The sequence below is a fragment of the Aquabacterium sp. genome, from assembly GCF_048860245.1.
GTDB lineage: Bacteria > Pseudomonadota > Gammaproteobacteria > Burkholderiales > Burkholderiaceae_C > Aquabacterium.
In genome coordinates this window covers 1-21,574 of sequence record NZ_JBLIZW010000032.1, presented here as the reverse complement: position 1 = coordinate 21,574, position 21,574 = coordinate 1, and the positions used below count along the sequence as shown (strand labels likewise).

The following is a 21,574-nucleotide window of genomic DNA, read 5'->3' as shown; positions in this document are numbered from 1 at the left end:
GGCTTGTCCTTGTGACCGGCGATGTTCTTGGCCTTGGCGTAAGCCGACCACTTCTTGATGAAGTCTGCATTGGTCGGGTTCTTGATGGACATGAAGTAGTTCCAGGCAGCCAGGTGGCCCACCAGAGGCTTGGTGTCCACGCCACGCAGTTCTTCTTCACCCACCGAGAAGGCCACCACAGGCACGTCCTTGGCCTTCAGACCCTGGTTGCCCAGCTCCTTGTAGAAAGGCACGTTGGAGTCACCGTTGATGGTGGACACCACGGCGGTTTTCTTCCCTTCCGAAGCGAACTTCTTGATCTTGGCGATGATGGTCTGATAGTCGGAGTGACCGAAGGGGGTGTATTCCTCCATGATGTCCGACTCAGCCACGCCCTTGGACTTCAGGAAAGCGCGCAGGATCTTGTTGGTGGTACGTGGGTAAACGTAGTCGGTACCCAGCAGCACGAAGCGCTTGGCCGAACCGCCGTCCTTGCTCATCAGGTATTCGACAGCGGGAATGGCTTGCTGGTTGGGCGCCGCACCGGTGTAGAACACGTTCTTCTCGAGCTCTTCACCTTCGTACTGGACGGGGTAGAACAGCAGGCCGTTGTTTTCCTTGTAGACCGGCAACACCGACTTGCGCGACACCGAGGTCCAGCAACCGAAGGTCACGGCCACCTTGTCTTGGGTCAGCAACTGCTTGGCCTTCTCGGCAAACAGAGGCCAGTTGGAAGCGGGGTCCACCACCACGGGCTCGAGCTTCTTGCCCAGCAGACCGCCCTTGGCATTGATCTCGTCAATGGCCATCAGCACGGTGTCCTTCAGGACGGTCTCGGAGATGGCCATGGTGCCCGACAGGGAGTGCAGCACGCCCACCTTGATGGTGTCGGCGGCCTGAGCCAGCGAGCTGAAAGCCAGACCGGCCACACCCAGGGCAACGGCGGTCAGGGAGGCGGTAGCACTGCGACGAGAGATGTTCATTTGAGGTCGCTCCTTTGAAGCGGTGGGTTGAACGAAATCGGTATGGATTCAGTGTGCCGAGCCCCTCCAAAATGAGAAATACGCCACATGGCGTACAAACGGCGTACGCGCGGCGGACCAGGAGCGACCATGCGACACTCCCGCCATGTCTGAACACGCACGGCTGCACAGCAACAGCCAGACCCTCTCCCTGTCGTTCGAGTCTTCGCTCATCCAGAGCTGCATGCGGCTGGCCGATCCCGACGAGCTCGTGCTGGACTACACCCGGGCGATGATGAGCTTTCTGCTGCTCAACCCGAACCCGGCACACATCCTGATGATTGGCCTCGGTGGCGGATCCATTCACAAATACGTGCACCGTCATTTGCTTGGCTCCGACATCACTACGGTCGAGATCAACCCCGGCGTGATCGACCTGCGCCAGGACTTCTGCATCCCGCCAGACGACGAACGCTCACGCATCCTCTGCGCTGATGGCGCGGCGTTTCTCAGCAAACCTTCGCGGTCTTACGACGTCATCCTGGTCGATGGCTTCACCGGGGAAGGCATCCCAGACGCACTGTGCTCGCCCGGCTTTTACCGTCGCGTGCGGGCAGCACTCTCCCCGCAGGGTGTGATGGTGGCCAATGTGCAGGCCGATACCGAGCAAACACGCGAGATCCTCAAACGTGTGGGACGTGTGTTTGACGGCGCCGTGGTGTCCTTCGAGTCTGACGAAGGCGGCAATGACATCGTGGTGGCCAGTCAGGCCGACGCCCTGCGGCGTACCGCAGAGGGCTTTGAGGCACGTTGGGCGGCCCTGGGCACCACGCACCAGAGCACGCTGGCAGTGGCCTCCACCCGGCTGCAGCGGGCCTTGCAAAAGCTGCCGAAGCCTAGCGCGCCTTGAGTTGCACCACGCGGCTCAAGGCCAGCCCGGCGGCGGCCGTGCGCGTCTCGACGCCCATCTTGGCAAACACGCTCTCCAGCTGTTTTTTGACCGTGGCCGGGCTGCTGCCCAAGATGTCGCCAATGTCGCGGTTGGTCTTGCCCTTTACCACCCAGTACAAGACCTCGCCTTCGCGGGCCGTGAGCTTGAACTCCTGGCTCAAGGCGTCCATGGCCGCCTGATCCGAGCTTTCCTGCATCACCAGCAGCCACTCCTCATCCCCGGTTGGCTGGTGCAGCACAAAGCTGAGGCGGTTGTTGCCCTGATTGACCGCCCACTGCGGCGGCGTGACCGCACCTTGCGCCTGGGCCACATCCTGCTCAAAGCGCGGCACCGCCAAGCGCAGCCAGTCCATCAACTCGGCCGGCGCCACCGATTCTGGCGAATCGAAGTACCGCTGCAACAGACGCCGCGCCAAAGGGGTTTGCCACAGCACCCGCCCGTCAGACAAACGCACCGTGAGCGACGCATGCCCAAACGCATCCAGCGCATTGCGCGCCTGGCGAGCCTGACGCGCGCTGGCCATGTGCGCCTCAATGCGCACCAGCACCTCTCGGGGACGAATGGGCTTGACCACATAGTCCACGCTGCCCGCCTGAAAGGCCGCCACCACGTGCTCGGTCTCGGTCAGCCCGGTCATGAACACGATGGGGATGTGGCTGGTCTCTGGCTGCGCCTTCAGGCGTCGGGCCACCTCAAAGCCATCCATGCCGGGCATGACCGCATCCAGCAAGATGATGTCGGGCACCGACTGGCTGGCGCGCTGCAAAGCCGCCTCACCATGCGTGGCGACCAGCACGGTGTAGCCTGCTTCATCCAGGGCATCGTGCAGCAGGGACAAGTTGTCCGGCACATCGTCCACGATGAGCACCACGTCCGTGCGGCTTCGGTCCAATCGTTCAAACATGGTGGTGGGTCGCCTCAACAGACGGCGCTTGCGCAATGAGTGATTTCAAAATGTTCGCCATGGTTTCAAGCTGGAACTGCTTGGCCAGACTGCGCATCCGCGCCACAAAGGGTGCGCACTGCGGCTCAGCCGCCTCCATCTGGTCCAGCATTTTGTGCACCCCTCTGACATAGCCGGTGTGCACCTGATCCTCCAACTGGCGAAGGGCATCCAGATTGGGCAACACCTGCGCTTCTGCGGGCGCAGAGGCCGGCAGGGGCACCGACGGCCGCTCGGCCATCACCCACTCCAGGTTCAGCCTTCGCCCCAGCCAGTCCAGCAGCTCACTGACCCGAACAGGCTTGACCAGGAAATCGTCAGGCGTGATCCCCACGTCGTTGTCCAAGGTCTTGTCAAACGCATTGGCCGACACGATGGCAGCGGGCGCCGTGCTCAAACCCTCGTCCTGAATGGCTTTCAAGGTGGCCCAGCCATCCAGCCCTGGCATGGCCAGGTCCATGAAGAAAGCATGCGGCAAATCGGCAGCGCGGGCCTGCCTCAACGCCTGCAGACACGCCACACCGGATGCATGCGTCTGCACCTCAAAGCCCAAAGGTTCCAGGATGCGAACGAGCAAGCCACGGTCGGCCTCTTCGTTGTCCACCACCCAAATGCGTTGACGTGCGCCGGCATACCCGGTGCGCACGCCCGCTTGCACCTTGCGCGCCACCTCCACGCCCCGCACCTCGGGCAAAAAGAGTCGGATGCGGAAGCAGGTGCCCTTGCCCACCTCGCTGCGCACACTCATCTCGCCCCCCATCAGGTCGGTCAACATCTTGCTGATGGTCAACCCCAGACCGGTCCCCCCCACAGACTGCCCCGCGGCCGACGAGCCACGCGCGAAGGGTTCAAAAATCTTCTCGACCTCTGCCGGCGCAATGCCCGGGCCGGTGTCAGTCACCTCAATGAGGGCGATCTCACGGGCATAGCGCACCTTCAAGGTCACCTGCCCCACCGTCGTGAACTTGACGGCATTGCCCACCACATTGAGCAAAATCTGCCGCACACGGCGCTCGTCGGCCCGCACATACTCCGGCAAAGACGGGTCAATGTCGGCCACAAAGGTCAGATGCTTGGCTTGCGCCTGATGCTCGATCAACCCGGTGATCTGCTGCAGCAAGTCGCCCAACCTGACGGGCTTGACCTCCAGCGTCAGCTTGCCGTTTTCGATGCGTGCGATGTCCAGCGTGCCCTCGATCAACGACAGCAGGTGGTCCCCACCTCGCTTGATCACACCCACCGCCTGTTTGACGTTGTCAGCCAGCCTGGGGTCTTCATCCAGCAACTGCGCGTAACCCAAGATGCCGTTGAGCGGCGTGCGCAACTCATGGCTGATGGTGGTGATGTAACGACTCTTGGCCTGGTTGGCCTGCTCTGCCGCGCTTTTGGCGTCCTGCAGTTTCTGGTCGGTGATGCGGTGAGACTCGATTTCCTGCACCAGCAAGTGGGTCTGCCGGTTGGATTCCTCTTGGGCCACCTGCCGGCTCTTGTGCGTCAACACCAGCCACCAGGCCACCACCCCCACCACCAGCAACAAGGCCGCAAAGACCTTGATGAAGGCGGCCTGCAGCACCTGCGTCGCCGCCCCCATCGCTGCCACGGGCAAGGCATCGAGCTCACGCAACTGCTGCTGGTACACCAGCCCGAACACCCCGGCCAGCAAGGGTCCCAACACCAGCATCACCAACAAGAAGTGGCCCAACTCAGTGTCGAGTCGCTGCCACACGGCATGCGGCATCAGCGCCCGCCCCAGTGATCGCCACTCTTCGCCCCAGCGCGCATGAGGCTTGCACAAGTCCTGGCAACGTGCGTCCAAAGAACAGCACAGCGAACAAATGAAACCCTGATAGGCCGGACATTGCGCCACGTCCTCCGCCTCATATTCCTGCTCGCACACCGTGCAACGGTGCAAGGCTTTCAGCTTGATCACGCGGCTCAGGGGTTTTCCTTCATCGGCCTCGGCCATCGCGTCGGGTTGCCGCGCCAGGTAATACCGCCCACGGGTTGCCCAAGCCAGCGCTGGTGCGGTCACAAACGCCACCACCATGGCCAACACCGCAGAGAACGCCTGCGCCAATTCGCCCAACCAGCCCACATAGGCCATGACCGACACCACCGAGGCCAGGCCCATCGCCCCCACGCCCACCGGATTGATGTCATACAGATATGCGCGCTTGAACTCAATGCCCTTGGGCGACCACCCCATGGGCTTGCTCACCACCAGGTCCGCCACCACGGCCATCATCCAGGCAATGGCCAAGTTGGAATACAAACCCAGCACCTTGCCCAGCGCCTGAAACAGGTTCAACTCCATCAACAGCAAGGCAATCACGGCGTTGAACACCACCCACACCACGCGCCCGGGGTGGCTATGGGTCAACCGGGCAAAGAAGTTGGACCACGCCAGTGACCCCGCATACGCATTGGTCACATTGATCTTGATCTGCGAGATCACCACAAAGGCCGCGACCGCCGCCACCGCCCAGGTCGGGTTGGGAAACACCTTCTCCCACGCGACCAGATACATCTGATTGGGGTCTACCGCCCGATCGACTGGCACGGCATACGAAATCGCCAGCCACGCCAGCAGCGCTCCGCCCAGCATCTTCAGCACACCCGGTATGACCCACCCCGGTCCCCCAATGAAGACGGCGGTCCACCATTTGGCCCGTGCGCCCTCACGCGCCTCGGGCATGAAGCGCAAATAGTCCGCCTGCTCGCCCATTTGCGTGATCAGCGCAATGCCCACGGTCAAGGCCGCGCCAAAGGACTTGAGGTCGAAGCCAGCGTGTGCACCGTCCGCCCCGGCATAGGCCATCAAGTCCTGCACCACATTCGGGTGCGCATGGAACACATACACATAGGGCAGCACCAGCATCACCAACCAGATGGGCTGCGTCAGCCACTGCAAGCGGCTGATGATGGTCACCCCGTGCGTCACCAGCGGGACCACCACCAGCGCACAGATCAGATAGCCCCACGCCGGCGGCACATCAAAGGCCAACTCCAGTGCGTAGGCCATCACCGCGGCTTCCAGCGCAAAGAAAATGAAAGTGAACGAGGCGTAGATCAGAGACGTGATGGTCGAGCCGATGTAGCCAAAGCCTGCCCCTCGCGTCAGCAGATCCATGTCCAGCCCATGTCGGGCGGCATACACACTGATGGGCCACCCCGCCAGCAAAATGATCAAGCCTGTGGCCAGAATGGCCCAGAAGGCGTTCACAAAGCCGTGCTCCACCAGCAAGGTGGCCCCCACGGCCTCCAGCACCAAAAACGACGCCACACCAAAGGCCGTGTTGGCCACCCGCCATTCGCTCCAGCGGCGCGCCGAGCGAGGCGTGAACCGCAGGGCATAGTCTTCCATGGTCTCGCTCGCCACCCAGGTGTTGTAGTCCCGGCGAACCTTGACCACACGCTGCAAGGCCTCCTGCTGGGTGGCCGCCTCGCCCGCCCCCGGCACATCGGGGGCTAGACGAAGCGGGTCTGGGTTTTGCATAGTGGTGTTCATAGCGCGCCTTGAACACCGCAAGTTCAATGCCGACGCAACCGTCGCCTCCCTGGCGTCAAGGACACTGCACATGGATCTCAGCCCACGCGAAAAAGACAAGCTCCTGATCTTCACCGCCGCCCTGTTGGCCGAACGCCGGCTCGCTCGTGGCCTGAAGCTCAACTACCCAGAGGCCGTTGCGCTCATCACCGCCTTCATCATGGAAGGCGCTCGGGATGGCAAGAGCGTGGCCGAGCTGATGAGCGACGGCAAAACAGTGCTCAGCCGCGATCAGGTCATGGAAGGCGTGCCGGACATGATTCCCGACATTCAGATCGAGGCCACCTTCCCAGATGGCACCAAGTTGGTGACCGTGCACCAACCGATCGCATAACGTCACGCCCCGTCAATCCATCATTGCACCATCATTGTGCATTGACCCATTCACCTACCAGACAGACCCCACACCATGACAAGCATCCTGAATCGCCGCACCGTATTGACGCTGGCCGGTACGGCCGCTGCCTTGGCATCTCCTGTGGCCATGGCGCACCTTGGTGCAGATGCGGGCGCGCACGCCCACCATGCCGACGCTTTCAGCAGCCTGCTGGAAGGCGCCATTCACCCCCTCACCGGGCTGGACCACGTGGCAGCCATGCTGAGCGTCGGCCTTTGGAGCACCTTGTCCGGCAAAGCCCAACGGATGAACCTGCAAGCCCTGACCGGTCCCGCCGCCTTTGCGGGCACCATGCTGATCGGCGGCATCGTGGGCGCCATGGGCATTCACACCCCTGCGGTGGAACCCATGATCGCAGCCTCACTGCTGGTGATCGGCCTTCTGGTGGCCACACGCCTGCACCTGCCCACCCTGTTGGGCGCAGCACTGATGGCCATGTTCGCGCTCTACCACGGCCTCGCGCACGGCGCCGAGCTGTCAGGACACATGGGTGCGGCACTCGCCGGCATGGTCGCCAGCACCTTGACGCTGCACGGCGCCGGGATGTGGCTCGGCCTTCGTCTGCAGCAATCGGCCAGCGCACCGTCGAAGTGGCTGGCCCGCGCAGCCGGCGGCGCCGTCGCTATCCTGGGCGCCTCGCTGATGGTGCCCGCCATGGCCCACGTTCTGTGAACGCACCCGCAAACTGATACAGGACTCACCATGATCCCCGGCGAACTGCTCACAGACGGCCCCGATCTGGCCATCAACGAAGGTCGACGCACGCTCACCCTGGTTGTCGAAAACGCGGGCGACCGCCCCATCCAGGTGGGTTCGCACTACCACTTTGCTGAAACCAATGCCGCACTGCGGTTTGACCGGGATGCCGCCCGCGGCATGCGCCTGAACATCGCATCCGGCACAGCCGTTCGGTTTGAGCCGGGGCAGCAACGCACCGTCGAGCTGGTGGACTACGCCGGCAGCCGCACCGTTTATGGCTTCCGCGGCCTGGTGCAAGGCAAGCTCTGATTCGCAAAGGACCCCTCAAGATGGCAAGCATCAACCGTCGCGCCTATGCCGAGATGTTCGGCCCCACTGCGGGCGACCGTCTGCGACTGGCCGACACCAACCTCGTACTGGAAGTCGAGCACGACTACACCCTGCGCGCAGGAGGCTACGGCGAAGAAGTCAAGTTTGGCGGCGGCAAAACCATCCGCGACGGCATGGGCCAAAGCCAGATCCCCAACGGCCCTGGCGCCATGGAAGCCGCTGACTGCGTGCTCACCAACGCCCTCATCCTCGACCACTGGGGCATCGTCAAAGCCGACATCGGCATCAAGGCGGGCCGCATCGTCAAAATCGGCAAGGCCGGCAACCCGGACGTTCAGCCGGGCGTGGACATCGTCATTGGCCCCGGCACCGAAATCATTGCTGCTGAAGGCATGATCGTCACTGCAGGCGGCATTGACACCCACATCCACTTCATCTGCCCGCAGCAGATCGACGAAGCACTCAACAGCGGCGTCACCACCATGATTGGTGGCGGCACCGGCCCTGCAACGGGCACGTTCGCTACCACCTGCACCCCCGGCCCTGACAACATCGCCATGATGTTGAAGGCCGCCGAAGCCTTCCCGATGAACCTGGGCTTCTTGGGCAAGGGCAACGCCAGCCAGCCCGAGGCCCTGCGTCAACAGGTCGATGCCGGCGTGATCGGCATGAAGTTGCATGAAGACTGGGGCACCACCCCGGCTGCCATCGACAACTGCCTGAGCGTGGCCGAAGAAACCGACGTGCAGGTGGCCATCCACACCGACACGCTGAACGAATCCGGCTTTGTGGAAGACACCGTGGCCGCCTTCAAGGGCCGCACCATCCACAGCTTCCACACCGAAGGTGCGGGCGGCGGGCATGCCCCCGACATCATGAAGGTGGTGGGCGAGCCCAATGTGCTCCCCTCCTCCACCAATCCCACGCGCCCCTTCACGGTCAACACCATTGACGAGCACCTCGACATGCTCATGGTGTGCCACCACCTCGACGCATCCATTGCCGAAGACCTGGCCTTTGCCGAAAGCCGCATCCGTCGCGAAACCATCGCGGCCGAGGACATCCTGCACGACCTGGGCGCCATCAGCATGTTCAGCTCCGACTCACAGGCCATGGGCCGCGTGGGCGAGGTGATCCTGCGTTGCTGGCAAACCGCCCACAAAATGAAGGCCCAGCGCGGCAAACTGCCTGGTGACACCGACCGCCACGACAATGCCCGCATCAAGCGCTATGTCGCCAAGTACACCATCAACCCTGCCTTGGCGCATGGTGTGTCGCACGAGGTCGGCAGCATCGAAGAGGGCAAATGGGCTGACCTCGTCTTGTGGCGCCCTGCGTTCTTTGGCGTCAAACCCAGCCTCATCCTCAAAGGCGGCTTCATTGCGGCCGCCGCCATGGGCGATCCCAATGCGTCCATCCCCACCCCCCAGCCTGTGCACTACCGCCCCATGTTTGGGTCGTTTGGGGGCGCCGTGGCCCGCACATCACTCACGTTCATGAGCCAGTCGGCCATCGCTGCGGGTATGCCGTCGCACTACGGCCTCAAAAAGCAAGTGGTAGCAGTCAAGGGATGCCGCACGGTCAAGAAGGCCGACATGGTGCACAACCACTACATGCCCGTGATGGAAATCGACGCACAAACCTATCAGGTCCGTGCCGATGGTCTGCTGCTGACCTGCGAACCAGCCGTGTCCTTACCCTTGGCACAGCGGTATTTCCTCTTTTGAGCATCTGTCATCAAAAGATGTCAAACAGATGACAAATTGATGTCATCTGTTTGATCTGGACCAAATTCAGATATTTTCACCAAGATTCCTTTTTGGGCCTCAAGCTTGTCCTTGAACGCTCGATAAGGTGGCGACACTAGCGCCGCCGCGTCGTGCCGGCACGCTTGTCAGGGCCACAGGGGAGGCTGCCTGACGAGCTGTTCAGACACCCCGCTACAGGAATCACGTGAAACACTTCAACCGACTCCGCAACTGGAAAGTTGGCACCCGCCTGGCGATCGGCTTCGGCCTGATCTTGACCTTGGTGTGCGTCGTCGCCTTACTCGGCCTCATGGGGCTGGAGCGCACGCGCTCGTTGCATGACGTGTTTCTGGCCGAACTGGATGCTCGCCAGCAGGGACATCAGATCAACGCCCTGCTCCAGCAAGACCTGATCAAGAGCCAAGCCATCATCCGCTCGGCAGGCATGCCGGAAGTGACCGATCGGTTCAAGCCCGAGTTGCTCAAGGCCGATGAGGCCATCACACAGCAACTGGCCAAGTTGACACAACACCCTCAGCCAGACGTTCGCCGCACGGCCGCCTCGCTGCAAAAAAATCATCAGGCCTACGTTCAGACACGTAACGGCGTGCTCGACCTGGTGGAAACCGGTCAGACCCTGCAAGCCACCGAACGCGAACAGTCTGCCCTGGTGCCCTCCGCTGCCGCCGTGACCCGCGACAACGAGGCCCTGCAAAGCCTCGTGCACACCGCCACACGCCGCGCGCAAAGCGATTACGACACTTCCATTGCCACCAGCGAATGGCTGATCAGCATCCTCACTCTGGTGACACTGGTGGCGGGCGCCGCCTGGGCCTGGCTGATCGCCCGATCCGTCAGCCGGCCTGCGCTGGCCGCCATGAAGGTCAGCGAGGCCATCGCCGAAGGTCAACTGGCGCTGCACGTCCACGCCGAACCGGCCCAAGACGAACTGGGACGCATGCTGCAGTCCATGAAACGGATGCGAGACAGTCTCGTGCAGTTGACCAGCGAGGTTCGCGATCAGTCCGAGCAAGTGGCCCGTACCTCCCGCGATGTCGCCACGGGGGCTACCCATGTCACCCACAGCGCGCAGCGTCATGCAGAAGACCTCGCCCAATCTCGCGGCGTACTGGAACAAATCGAACGTGATATTCACAACAACCTCGATCACACCCGACGCGCCAGCGAACTCGCCACCCTGGCACGCGAGGCCGCGCAGCACGGCCAAGGCTCAATGACCCAGGTCAACCAGACCATGCAAGGCATCCGCACCGCTAGCCACCGTGTTGCCGACATCATCGGCGTCATTGACGGCATCGCCTTCCAGACCAACATCCTGGCGCTCAACGCTGCCGTCGAAGCCGCCCGTGCGGGCGAGCAAGGGCGCGGCTTTGCGGTCGTGGCCTCCGAGGTGCGATCGCTGGCCCAGCGCTCCGCCAACGCCGCTCGCGAAATCAAGCAATTGATCACCGACAACGTCGAGCGCGTCTCGGCAGGCGCGGACCAAGTCAGCGCCACCAGCAACACCATTCAAGGCTTGCAAGGCACGATTGAAGAGGTGGCATCGCTGATCCAGGGGCTGTCAGCGTCTTGCGGTCAGCACGCACATGCGATCAGCCAGGTTCGCCAAACCGTGCATCAGCTCGATGCGACCACGCAGGAAAACCTGACCCTGATGTCACAAAGCACTGCGGCCGCAGCCGGCCTGGAGCAACAGGCCGACAAACTGCTGGAATCCGTCTCGGTCTTTCGCCTGACAGCGGCTTGATGCAGCCACGGTCGGTACACTTTGTGCTTCACACCTCACGGTGGATTGCACTGATTCGTGATGCTGACCGTCAACAAACTTCTCCCTCAAGGACAGGGCCTGGCCTCTGTCCTCCTCAAGCGCGCTGCCACCGTCGAGCTGGACTGGGACGTCCGCCAGAAAAGCCGCTTTGATGCCGTCGACAGCCAAGGCCGACAGCTGGGGGTGTTCCTGCCCCGCGGCACCGTTGTGCGGGGCGGCGACGTACTGGTGGCGGAAGACGGCTCCATGATCCGCGTGCAGGCTGCCGCGCAACCCGTGCTGCGCATCACGCCCTGCACCGCTCACGGCAGCCAGTTCGACCTGACCCGCGCGGCCTACCACCTGGGCAACCGCCACGTTCAGATTGAACTGCAGCCCGATCATCTGAAAATCGAGCCGGACCACGTACTCGCCGACATGCTGCGCGCCATGCACATGACGGTCGAAGCCATCCAGGACTCGTTCGAGCCAGAAGGTGGCGCCTACGCCAGCGGGCACGGCCACGCGCATCACCATGCTCACGATCATGGCGATCACAGCCACGCCCAGACCAACCCACCGCATGGTGAGCCCGGCCACGTGCATGGTCCCGGCTGCAGCCACGGGCACGAGCACACCTCGGCCGCCCCCACCGCCCGGGGTAAGCCCATCGGCATTGCCATCAAGGCAGCCCCTGCGCCACACGTTCACGGCCCCGGCTGTGGACACGACCATCACGATCACTGAAGCCCCCGATCCATGAGTCGTGTCATTCCGGCGCGCGCCGCGCCGCTGCCTCCCGCCACCCGACTGCAGTTGATGTGGCTGGCCTCCCCCGCTTTGCCCGTGGGCGGCTTCAGCTACTCCGAAGGCCTGGAAGCAGCCGTAGATGCGGGTCTGGTGAGCAATGAGGCACAGGCCGCGCAATGGTTCACCGACCAGATCCGGCTGAGCCTCGCCCGGTCGGATCTGGCCGTGGTGGCCAAAGCCATCGCCGCCTGGGTACGCGGCGACCTGGCGCGCGTGCAGGAACTCAATGAATGGGTCACCCTGACCCGCGAGACGAGTGAGTTGTGCCTGCAAAGCGAGCAAATGGGCCGATCGTTGTGCGAGTGGCTGCGCAACCGCAGTGGCGACCTGCACGCACTGACACAAGACCCACGGTTGGCACAATGCGCCGCCATGCCCCCTGCGCCAAACTGGTCCGTGGCCTTCGCCCTGGCCGTGGCGCAGTGCTTGCCTGCCGGCAGCGCCAGCCAAGATGCTGTCGCCCTGCAAGCCCTGGTACGCGAGGCGCTGTTGAGCTTTGCCTTTGGCTGGGCGGAGAACATGGCCCAAGCCGCCATCAAAGCCGTCCCGTTGGGCCAAAGTGCCGGCCAGCGCATCCTCCAAGCCGTGGTGGATGTCATCCCTGAGGCCATCGACCACGCCCTGGCGCTGCCTGACAGCCAGCGTCAGGCCTTCACCCCCATGCTGGCCATCCTGAGCAGCCAGCACGAACACCAATACTCCCGACTCTTCCGATCATGAGCGCTTTGCATCACATCCCCGGCCGCACCAAAAAACTGCCCCCGTTGCGCGTAGGCGTGGGCGGCCCCGTCGGTTCCGGCAAGACCACCCTGCTCGAAATGCTGTGCAAGACCATGCGCGAGCAATACGATCTGGTCGTCATCACCAACGACATCTACACCAAAGAAGACCAGCGCCTGCTGACAGTCGCGGGCGCTCTGGACCCCGACCGCATCATGGGCGTGGAAACGGGCGGCTGTCCTCACACGGCCATCCGCGAAGACGCCTCCATCAACCTGGAAGCCGTGGACCGCATGCTGGCCAAGTACCCCGACGCCGACATCGTGTTCATTGAATCGGGTGGGGACAACCTCGCGGCCACGTTCAGCCCCGAGTTGTCCGACCTCACCATCTATGTGATCGACGTGGCCGCCGGCGAAAAAATCCCGCGCAAGGGCGGCCCCGGCATCACCAAGAGCGACCTCTTCGTCATCAACAAGACGGACCTCGCTCCGCACGTGGGCGCCAACCTCGACATCATGGAAGCCGACACCAAGCGCATGCGCCCCACGCGCCCCTTCGTGATGACCAACCTCAAGACGCAAGCGGGCCTGCAAGACGTGATTGGCTTCATCGAAACCAAGGGCATGCTCAAGGCATAATGCCGCTCGTCGATTCAGTCTCTCCGTAGTTCAATGGATAGAACGGCCGCCTCCTAAGCGGCAAATACAGGTTCGATTCCTGTCGGAGGGACCACGACCACACAAAGCCTGCATCACGCAGGCTTTTTCATGGGCGAAGTAATGGGTATGTCAGCAGACTATTACCCATTTTGGTGCACAACCAACAATTCCTCGACCAAATAGCCGCCCTTGGTCAGCGCCTCACGCAACCACTGAGGCTGGCTGCCCGTCCCATCCCAGGCTTCACCCGTGACAGGATGCCGATATTTCGGCGGCAAGCCCACAGGCTCGGCCACAGGCACCGATAGGGGGGATTCAGTCGATAACTCTTCTGGCGTAATTTGCCAGAAGTCCATGAGCTTGCGGACTGAGCGCAAAACCGCTTCTTGTTCTGGAGTCATGCACATCACGGGCAGCACGTCGCGACTGGTGGGCGCTGCCACACGTCTCCTTGGGAAAGCAAATCTGGGTTATTCAGGTTTCCGATTATCCAGTGAACCGAACATTCTCGTTTTGCTTTAGTTTTTAGAGCAAGCACCGATAGCACAAGCGTGAAAAACGATTAACGTTCATTCACACCCCAGCGCCACGAGTACGCTGTATCACTCGTCATGGCCGAACCACTTCAGCAGAGCACCCCATGCGACTGAACACGCCCGTCATTGATCAAGCCTATCCATTCCCTGATGGTGAGTCACTGGTGTCCACCACGGATCTGGCAGGCACCATCACCTACTGCAATCCGGCCTTCATCCACGTCAGTGGCTATCGCCGGGAGGAGTTACTGGGGCAACCACACAACCTCATTCGCCACCCAGACATGCCCGCCGAGGCATTTCGGGATATGTGGGAAACCATCCAGGCAGGACACCCTTGGTCGGGCTTGGTCAAGAACCGTCGCGCAGATGGCCGGTACTACTGGGTCAAAGCCAACGTGACGCCGTTGGTCGAGAACGGCAAGCCCACCGGCTACATGTCGGTACGCACCAAACCCGATCAGGAAGAGGTGCGTGCTGCTGAAAGCCTCTATCAAACCATGCAGGCGGAAGCCGCCGACGGCCGCCTGATACACCGACTTCACAGCGGCAACATCCGCTCCAGCTCTTTTTCCGGACGCATCCGAAGCGCCCTGTATCTGGACCTGTCTGGCGAGCTGACCATGGTCTCCATGGCCATTGGCGTCACAGGCTTTCTGCTTGGTGCATGGATGACAGGACACATCGGAGACGTGTCCGCCTGGCTCTGGGTCACCGCATTGGCAGCGTGGGTCGCCACAGGATGTCTCATCCGGCAGGTGTTCAACCACATCGCCATCAAGCCGCTGCGTGAACTGCTGAAAGCCGCCAACATCCTGGCCGCAGGGGATCTGACGGCCAGCGTTCACTCCAATCGCCGAGACGTGATCGGGCAACTGACCCGTGCGCTCAATCAACTCAAAGTCAACCTGTTCGCCATCGTGCGCGATGCCCGTAGCGAAGTCGATGAAATGCTGACAGCCACAAGCGAGATCGCCCAAGGCAACCAGAGCCTGTCAAGCCGCACAGAGGCCCAGGCAGGCAGCCTGCAGGAAACGGCGGCGTCCATGGAGCAAATCACGGGGACCGCACGCAATGGCGCCGCCACCGTGCAACAGGCGGCAGACCTGGCCAGCCAAACCACTTCCATCACCGAGCGCAGCGGACAAGTGGTGAACAAGCTGACCGACACCATGCATCGCATTGAAGAGTCGTCCAACCGCATCAACGACATCATTCAGGTCATCGACAGCATTGCATTCCAAACCAACATCCTGGCCTTGAATGCGGCCGTGGAAGCCGCGCGTGCGGGTGAACAAGGTCGGGGGTTTGCCGTCGTCGCGGCAGAGGTGCGTGCACTGGCACAGCGAACGGCAACTGCGGCCAAAGAAGTCAAGTCGCTGATCACGGATTCGGCCGACAAAGTACATGCCGGCAGCGACCTCACCCATGTGGTTCAAAGCACGATGCAGGAAGCGCTGGCAGCCGTTGCAGAAGTCGGTGAGCTGGTGTCCGGCATCAGCCACGGCATTTCCGAGCAATTGCAGGGCATCTCGCAAGTCAACCAGGCCGTTGCTCATCTCGATGGCATCACACAACAGAATGCCGCTGCCGTGGAAGAGATTGCCGCGGCATCCATGTCACTGGCGCAGCGAGCCAAAGTGGTCTCCGCCTCTGTACAAGTGTTCAAGCTCGATTCCAATGCCCCAACCACTCATGCATAGCGCATCAAATCCTCGGAAGTCTGGCTAGACTGCCAGACAGGAGGTTTGGTCATGGTTGATGCATTCGCAGATCGCAATCGCCATCTGCGCGAAGGGATGGAAATCGACGGTTTCCGTCTTCTGGATGTATTGCACCAGAGTGGCATGGCCTCGCTATGGCGCGTCGCCAAGGTTGACGGGGACTCGCCTGTGCCATTGGTCATGAAAGTGCCCCGCATCGAGGGCAGTGATGATCCCGCCACGATTGTCGGCTTTGAGGTGGAGCAGATGGTCCTGCCTTTGCTGACCGGCCCGCATGTGCCCGCCTTCGTGGCCAAGGGAGACTTCGACCCGCTGCCCTACATCGTGATGGAGCGCATCGAGGGCGCATCGCTGCGCGCCATGCTCGACCTGGCCCCACTTCCTGTGGAACAAGTGGCCGAAATCGGTCTGCAAGTTGCCCTGGCCCTGCATGACTTGCACCGGCAAGGTGTGGTGCACCTCGACGTCAAGCCCAGCAACATCATGTTCCGCCCAAGTGGCGAGGCCGTCATGGTGGACTTCGGCTTGTGTCACCACCAGCGTCTGCCGGACCTGCTGGAAGAAGAGTTCTCGCTTCCGATGGGCACAGGCCCCTACATTTCCCCCGAGCAAGTGCAGTACGTCCGCAGCGACCCTCGCAGCGACCTGTTTTCTTTGGGCGTCATGCTGTATCACCTTTCAACGGGTGTCCGTCCGTTCGGGCAGCCCCACAGCATTGCGGGCTTGCGGCAGCGCTTGTATGTCGCCCCCAGGCCCCCACGGGATCTCCAGCCACACCTCCCGCTTTGGCTGCAGGAAGTGATCTTGCGCTGCCTCGAGCCCAACCCCTCTCACCGTTACCAGCACGCGCAGGATTTGGTGACCGACCTTCGCCAGCCCGAACAGCTCGCGCTGACGGAGCGTTCACGCCGAACGGGCCAACAAGGCACGTTCAGCACCCTGAAGCGGTGGCTCCAGACACGGTCGCCGGAGCACAAAAGTGGCGATTCAGCCGCCGGCACAGATGGCGAGGCACCGATCATCATGGTGGCCATCGGGGTCAAGATCAGTCCACCTGCCCTGGATGAAAAACTGCTGGAGACCGTGCAGCGGATTCTGACGCTCCAGCCACACGCCCGCTTGGCATGCGTCTGCGTGATGAAGCCCAACCAACTCGACAGTGACCCGTACGCGCTAGAGGGCGGCAATGCGCGCCACGTTCAACACCTGGTGTCCATCAAACAGTGGGCGCAACCTCTGCAGCAACGCATGAATCTGGGTGAGCACAACCTGACCTTCCATGTGCTCGAATCCAGCGACACCGCTTCTGCCATCCTGGAATTTGCCGTGAAGAACCACGTCCAACACATTGTGATGGGCGCGCGGGGGCACTCCGCCATGCGCCGCTACTTTGGCAGCGTGAGTGCCCAGGTGGTCGCCGAGGCGGCGTGCTCCGTCACCGTGGTTCGACTTTGAAACTCAAGCCTTGCGACGACGGCGCAGCAAGCCCCCCGTCAACAAGCCCACCCCCATCAACGTCAGGCTAGATGGCTCCGGCACTGCCGCAACCTTGCCCAAATACTGGTAGCCATGCGCTGAATCGAAGGTAAAGCCGTCCTCCAGCTGCAGCCCGACATAGTCGGAATGACTGGAATCATTCACCAGATGACAATCTGCCATGTGGAAGCAAGTGAGCCCGTTGTAAAAGCGGAGATCCACCTGAATGTTGACATTCGTCGGAACCACGGCAGTCAGGGTGACCTGTCCTGAGTAGTGTCCGTTCTCGGCGTCACCGTTGCTGTAAACGCCATTTGGACCACCCAGTGCCCACTCCCTGAAGAAGCCCTTTCCTGCAGCTTCTCTGACCGTCAACATCTTCTCTGTCTCTGGCGGGCAGTAGATCCCATCCGAGCCCCAATCTGTGCAGGTCGCCGACGGGTCATACGATGGGTTTTCCGCTTCGTATGTGAGCACAACCGAACGATCGGACCACGCCTGCATGAAATGACTGACCTCGTTGTAGCGAGGAAACGGTGTCATGCCCAAGCCAGACAGCGTCGTGTCGTAGTCCAGCGTGAAGGACACCGTCGTGGTCGGGGATGCCCCATTGATACGGATCACGTCCGTCACATTCATCGCCACATACGAATCGGCAATGTTGATCGGCGTGTCCCCGCTCATGTGCACCTGTGTGATGGATTTGAAGAAGCCTGTCACCGGATCGCCCCAACCATTCACGGATGCGGACACGGCCCCGGAGGTCAGCGTGCGCTCACCGCCCGTGGTGAACACATCGTAGGGGGCGTCCGCGTGCAGGTAGTTCCAGGTCGAGCTTGTGTTTTCTTCGGCACTGAGTCCCCAACTGAAGGTGGATTGGGCGTGGGCCGTCGTGGCACACAGCACGCCAACCAACGCAAGCATGAACGAGCGCGATTTGCGCATGAGGTACTCCCGACATTTTGTTTAGATGCCCGGGTTTGTACCAACCCCCTACCTTGCTGTAACTCCCTCATCACGGGGAGCTGAGCGTTCAATATGTGACGAACCGTATCACCCCTCGATGTACAGGTCGAGCATCGGCTGGCTCCCGGGGGTGACCAGATAGGGATCAAAGTCGGTGACGCCTGCTGCACGCAGGACGTCTTCATCCACATGAAAGTGCCCCGTGTGGCTTCGGCTGTCTTGGGTCAGGATGTCGTAGGCGGCATCGGCCATGATCTCGGGGGTGCGCCCCATCGTCCCCAACTGTGATCCGGCGATGTTGAGCGCCGAGGTGGCAATCAGGGTTCGGGGCCACAGCGCATTCACCGCAACCCCCTTGGCCTTCAATTCTGCGGCCATGCCGAATGCCAGCATGCTCATGGCGTACTTGGACGTGGTGTACGCCGCATGGCTCGCAAACCATTTGGGCTGCAGGTTGATGGGGGGCGACAGCACCAGGATATGCGGGTTGGGGGCTCGCTCCAGGTAAGGAATACAAGCCTGCGAGCACATGAACGTGCCACGCACATTGATGTCAAACATCAAGTCGTAGCGTTTGGCGGGGGTGTCGGTCACACGACTCAAGTTGATGGCGCTGGCGTTGTTGACCAGGATGTCAATGCCACCGAAGTGCTCGGCGGCCAGTTTCACCACCTCATGCACCCGAGCCTCGTCACGCACATCCAGCACCAGCGGCAAGGCGCGACCGCCAGCGGCCTCAATTTCCGCTGCAGCTGTATGAATGGTGCCGGGCAACCTTGGATCAGGCTCAGCGGTTTTGGCCGCCACCACAATGTTGGCACCATCCCTGGCTGCGCGGAGTGCGATGGCTTTGCCAATGCCTCGGCTGGCACCAGTGATGAAAAGGGTCTTTCCGGCGAGGGACGGCATGTCTTCCAACTCCATAAGCAAGGCTGAGAACGCTCACCCAAGGCTAGTGTCATGCACGCGCCATCACCCTCAGCGTTTTCCTGCTTGATGTCCGAAATACATGGCTCACACAAGTTCCGCAAAGGTCAACGCATTACCCCAATCACCCGAGACGGTGAGATCACCGGATTGGTTGACGTCCGTCAAATGCATCCACATTTGTCAACGGATGCTCAACACGGCAGCAACAGTTGCTTGGCAGACTGTCACGATTCACAACCAAGAAGAGACCACATCATGCAAATCTCTCGCGAATGGGCCACGCCGCTCACCATTGGCTCCTTTATCTTGATGGGCTGCACCGGCATCCTGATGTTCTTCCACGCGGACACCGGCCTCAACAAGGAAGTGCATGAATGGCTGGGCTGGGCCATGGTCGCTGGCGTGGCCACTCACGTGACCGCCAATTTCGCGGCCTTCAAGCGTTACCTGAGCAAACCCGCTGCACTGGCCATCATTGGGGTGTTCGTCGTCATCCTGGCGGCATCTTTCTTCATCAAGGAAGAAGATGAAGGCGGCGGCCATCCCGCTCGCCGAGCCAGCCAAGCGGTTTTGCACGCTCCGCTGACCAGCATTGCGCCCCTGGCTCATCAAACACCTGAAGCCCTGCTGGCCGCCCTGCAAAAGGCAGGCTTCAAGGCGCAGTCCACGAACCAGACGCTCGACAGCATCACTGGACCAGAAGAACACGATCAGTTCAAGGCGCTGGCCGTGATCTTCCAGTAACGGTCGTCGTTCAGCTCAGCGCCTGGACGCGGTAAACCTTCTGGAACGCGTCCACCGCCTTGCCCTTGCGGGCACGCTTGCCCACGTGCGCAACATACGCTGAGTTGCGCACGTCGTCTTCCTTGGGCTTGGCGCCACGGGTGGTGCCAATGACCCGCACGCCGTTCAGGCACGATGCCACCGAAATCAGCGGTGCCGTTTTGGCGTCCACATCCATCAGCGTCAGGCCGCGGCCACCGTTGGATTGCAGCTTGAGCTCGTCGAGCCCGAAGACCAGCATGCGCCCGTCTTCGCACAGGCAAGCCACTTGGGTGTGTTCCGGCTTGACCACCACCGGCGGCAAAACGGCATCGCCCTCGTCCAGTGTCAGGAAGCCCTTGCCGCCCTTCTGACGCGTGATCAGATCGCCCAGCTTGGCCAGCAGGCCAAAGCCACCGCTGTTGGCCAACAAAATGGTTTGATCAGCATTGCCCGCCAGGTAGTGCTGAGGCTGCGTGCCCGATTCCAGCTCGATCATGGTGGTGATGGGTTGCCCATCGCCGCGCGCGCCCGGCAAGGCGCTCACAGCCACGCTGTACACCCGGCCATTCGTGCCAAACACGATCAACGGATCCACCGTGCGGCACTCAAAGGTGCCATACAGGCCATCGCCGGCCTTGAACGCAAAGCTGGCCGGGTCATGCCCATGGCCGGTACGTGCACGCACCCAGCCCTTCTGGCTGATGACCACGGTCACTGGCTCGTCGATCACCTTCACTTCGGCCACGGCACGCTTTTCGGCCTGAATCAAAGTACGGCGCTCGTCGCCATATTGCTTGGCATCCGCCTCGATTTCCTTGACCACGGTGCGCTTGAGCACGCCGGGGTTGTTCAGGATGTCTTCCAGCTTGGCTTGTTCGCCACGCAAATCGGACAGCTCCTGCTCGATCTTGATGGCCTCCAGACGCGCCAACTGACGCAGGCGGATTTCCAGAATGTCTTCCGCCTGGCGGTCACTCAACTTGAACCGCTCAATCAGTGCGGCCTTGGGCTCGTCACTGTTGCGGATGATGGCGATGACTTCGTCAATGTTCAGCAGAACGGTCTGACGGCCTTCCAGGATATGGATGCGGTCGAGCACCTTGTTCAGGCGGTGCTGCGTGCGGCGGGTCACCGTCTCCAGACGGAAACCAATCCACTCGGTCAGCACCTGACGCAAACCCTTTTGAACAGGCTTGCCATCCACACCGATCATGGTCATGTTGATCGACGACGAGCTTTCCAGGCTGGTGTGCGCCAACAAGGTGGTGATCAGCTCTTGCTGTTCGACCGTGCGGCTCTTGGGCTCGAACACCAGGCGCACGGCAGCATCTTTGCTGGATTCGTCGCGCACGGCATCCAGCACCGACAACACGGTCGCCTTGAGCTGCGTTTGCTCCGCCGTCAGGGCCTTCTTGCCGGTTTTGATCTTCGGATTGGTTAGCTCCTCAATCTCTTCAAGCACCTTTTGCGAACTGGTGCCCGGCGGCAATTCGGTCACCACCAGTTGCCACTGTCCACGGGCAAGATCTTCGATCTTCCAGCGTGCGCGCACCTTGAGGCTGCCGCGACCGGTTCGGTAAGCATCGGCAATGTCCTGCGGACTGGAAATGATCTGACCACCGCCCGGGAAGTCCGGGCCCTGCACGATCTCGAACAGTTC

General features: G+C 61.6%; 19 protein-coding genes and 1 tRNA gene. 13 read left to right on the top strand and 7 right to left on the bottom strand.

The features are described from left to right. The coding region (locus tag ACMV18_RS03575; protein WP_420816703.1) for a transporter substrate-binding protein at nucleotides 1–962 on the bottom strand (962 nt) is incomplete at its 3' end. A gap of 145 nt (nucleotides 963–1,107) precedes the next feature. Here ACMV18_RS03575 and ACMV18_RS03570 point away from each other — a divergent pair. Then, nucleotides 1,108–1,851 carry a fused MFS/spermidine synthase gene (locus ACMV18_RS03570; RefSeq protein ID WP_420816702.1) on the top strand — a complete coding sequence of 248 codons (744 nt, stop codon included), beginning with the start codon at nucleotides 1,108–1,110 and terminating at the stop codon, nucleotides 1,849–1,851. On the opposite strand, the gene ACMV18_RS03565 is transcribed toward ACMV18_RS03570, so the two are convergent. Together ACMV18_RS03565 and ACMV18_RS03560 are read right to left on the bottom strand one after the other, a co-directional pair. Then, nucleotides 1,838–2,797 (bottom strand): response regulator, encoded by a 960-nt coding sequence (locus tag ACMV18_RS03565; protein ID WP_420816701.1) that lies wholly within the window; start codon nucleotides 2,795–2,797, stop codon nucleotides 1,838–1,840. The genes ACMV18_RS03570 and ACMV18_RS03565 overlap by 14 nt on opposite strands. After that, nucleotides 2,790–6,332 (bottom strand): ATP-binding protein, encoded by a 3,543-nt coding sequence (locus ACMV18_RS03560; RefSeq protein ID WP_420816700.1) that lies wholly within the window; start codon nucleotides 6,330–6,332, stop codon nucleotides 2,790–2,792. Before ACMV18_RS03560 ends, ACMV18_RS03565 begins: the two co-directional genes overlap by 8 nt. Nucleotides 6,333–6,414: 82 nt before the next feature. Between ACMV18_RS03560 and ACMV18_RS03555 the strand changes: the two genes are divergently transcribed. The 9 genes from ACMV18_RS03555 to ACMV18_RS03515 all read left to right on the top strand — a co-directional run bounded on the left by ACMV18_RS03555 (nucleotide 6,415) and on the right by ACMV18_RS03515 (nucleotide 13,590). Then, entirely contained in the window at nucleotides 6,415–6,717 is a 303-nt protein-coding gene (locus ACMV18_RS03555) for an urease subunit gamma (protein WP_374259004.1), read from the top strand. A 75-nt stretch (nucleotides 6,718–6,792) separates the two neighbouring features. Then, complete coding sequence (locus tag ACMV18_RS03550; RefSeq protein WP_420816699.1) at nucleotides 6,793–7,452, top strand: HupE/UreJ family protein; 660 nt, start codon at nucleotides 6,793–6,795, stop codon at nucleotides 7,450–7,452. 30 nt (nucleotides 7,453–7,482) lie between these two features. Then, on the top strand, nucleotides 7,483–7,788 hold the full coding sequence (locus tag ACMV18_RS03545) for an urease subunit beta (protein ID WP_420816698.1): 306 nt from the start codon (nucleotides 7,483–7,485) through the stop codon (nucleotides 7,786–7,788). A 20-nt stretch (nucleotides 7,789–7,808) separates the two neighbouring features. Further along, nucleotides 7,809–9,536, top strand: coding sequence for an urease subunit alpha (ureC, locus tag ACMV18_RS03540; RefSeq protein WP_420816697.1), 1,728 nt, complete (start codon nucleotides 7,809–7,811; stop codon nucleotides 9,534–9,536). Between the two features lie 226 nt (nucleotides 9,537–9,762). Beyond that, the gene (locus ACMV18_RS03535) at nucleotides 9,763–11,325 is read left to right on the top strand and encodes a methyl-accepting chemotaxis protein (protein ID WP_420816696.1); all 1,563 of its coding nucleotides are present in this window, start codon (nucleotides 9,763–9,765) and stop codon (nucleotides 11,323–11,325) included. A gap of 60 nt (nucleotides 11,326–11,385) precedes the next feature. Beyond that, nucleotides 11,386–12,072: an urease accessory protein UreE gene (ureE, locus tag ACMV18_RS03530; RefSeq protein ID WP_420816695.1), complete on the top strand. Its 687-nt coding sequence runs from the start codon at nucleotides 11,386–11,388 to the stop codon at nucleotides 12,070–12,072. Nucleotides 12,073–12,084: 12 nt separating this feature from the next. Continuing rightward, the gene (locus ACMV18_RS03525) at nucleotides 12,085–12,855 is read left to right on the top strand and encodes an urease accessory protein UreF (protein WP_420816694.1); all 771 of its coding nucleotides are present in this window, start codon (nucleotides 12,085–12,087) and stop codon (nucleotides 12,853–12,855) included. Then, nucleotides 12,852–13,496 carry an urease accessory protein UreG gene (ureG, locus tag ACMV18_RS03520; RefSeq protein WP_420816693.1) on the top strand — a complete coding sequence of 215 codons (645 nt, stop codon included), beginning with the start codon at nucleotides 12,852–12,854 and terminating at the stop codon, nucleotides 13,494–13,496. The genes ACMV18_RS03525 and ureG overlap by 4 nt, the downstream gene beginning before the upstream one ends. 19 nt (nucleotides 13,497–13,515) lie before the next feature. Beyond that, nucleotides 13,516–13,590 (top strand) — tRNA-Arg (locus ACMV18_RS03515). Nucleotides 13,591–13,657: 67 nt separating this feature from the next. Here ACMV18_RS03515 and ACMV18_RS03510 read toward each other — a convergent pair. Beyond that, nucleotides 13,658–13,960 (bottom strand): H-NS family nucleoid-associated regulatory protein, encoded by a 303-nt coding sequence (locus tag ACMV18_RS03510; RefSeq protein WP_420816692.1) that lies wholly within the window; start codon nucleotides 13,958–13,960, stop codon nucleotides 13,658–13,660. A gap of 197 nt (nucleotides 13,961–14,157) precedes the next feature. Between ACMV18_RS03510 and ACMV18_RS03505 the strand changes: the two genes are divergently transcribed. Next, nucleotides 14,158–15,756 (top strand): methyl-accepting chemotaxis protein, encoded by a 1,599-nt coding sequence (locus tag ACMV18_RS03505; protein ID WP_420816691.1) that lies wholly within the window; start codon nucleotides 14,158–14,160, stop codon nucleotides 15,754–15,756. Nucleotides 15,757–15,807: 51 nt separating this feature from the next. Beyond that, nucleotides 15,808–17,232: a protein kinase domain-containing protein gene (locus ACMV18_RS03500; protein WP_420816690.1), complete on the top strand. Its 1,425-nt coding sequence runs from the start codon at nucleotides 15,808–15,810 to the stop codon at nucleotides 17,230–17,232. 3 nt (nucleotides 17,233–17,235) lie between these two features. Here ACMV18_RS03500 and ACMV18_RS03495 read toward each other — a convergent pair whose 3' ends face one another. Further along, the gene (locus ACMV18_RS03495; protein WP_374258310.1) at nucleotides 17,236–18,198 is read right to left on the bottom strand and encodes a PEP-CTERM sorting domain-containing protein; all 963 of its coding nucleotides are present in this window, start codon (nucleotides 18,196–18,198) and stop codon (nucleotides 17,236–17,238) included. 108 nt (nucleotides 18,199–18,306) lie between these two features. After that, on the bottom strand, nucleotides 18,307–19,128 hold the full coding sequence (locus ACMV18_RS03490; protein ID WP_374258308.1) for an SDR family oxidoreductase: 822 nt from the start codon (nucleotides 19,126–19,128) through the stop codon (nucleotides 18,307–18,309). 276 nt (nucleotides 19,129–19,404) lie between these two features. Between ACMV18_RS03490 and ACMV18_RS03485 the strand changes: the two genes are divergently transcribed. Continuing rightward, nucleotides 19,405–19,893: a DUF4405 domain-containing protein gene (locus ACMV18_RS03485; RefSeq protein WP_420816689.1), complete on the top strand. Its 489-nt coding sequence runs from the start codon at nucleotides 19,405–19,407 to the stop codon at nucleotides 19,891–19,893. Between the two features lie 10 nt (nucleotides 19,894–19,903). On the opposite strand, the gene ACMV18_RS03480 is transcribed toward ACMV18_RS03485, so the two are convergent. Then, nucleotides 19,904–21,574, bottom strand: a 1,671-nt coding sequence (locus ACMV18_RS03480; protein ID WP_420816688.1) for a DNA gyrase subunit A, incomplete at its 5' end; no start/stop codon positions are given.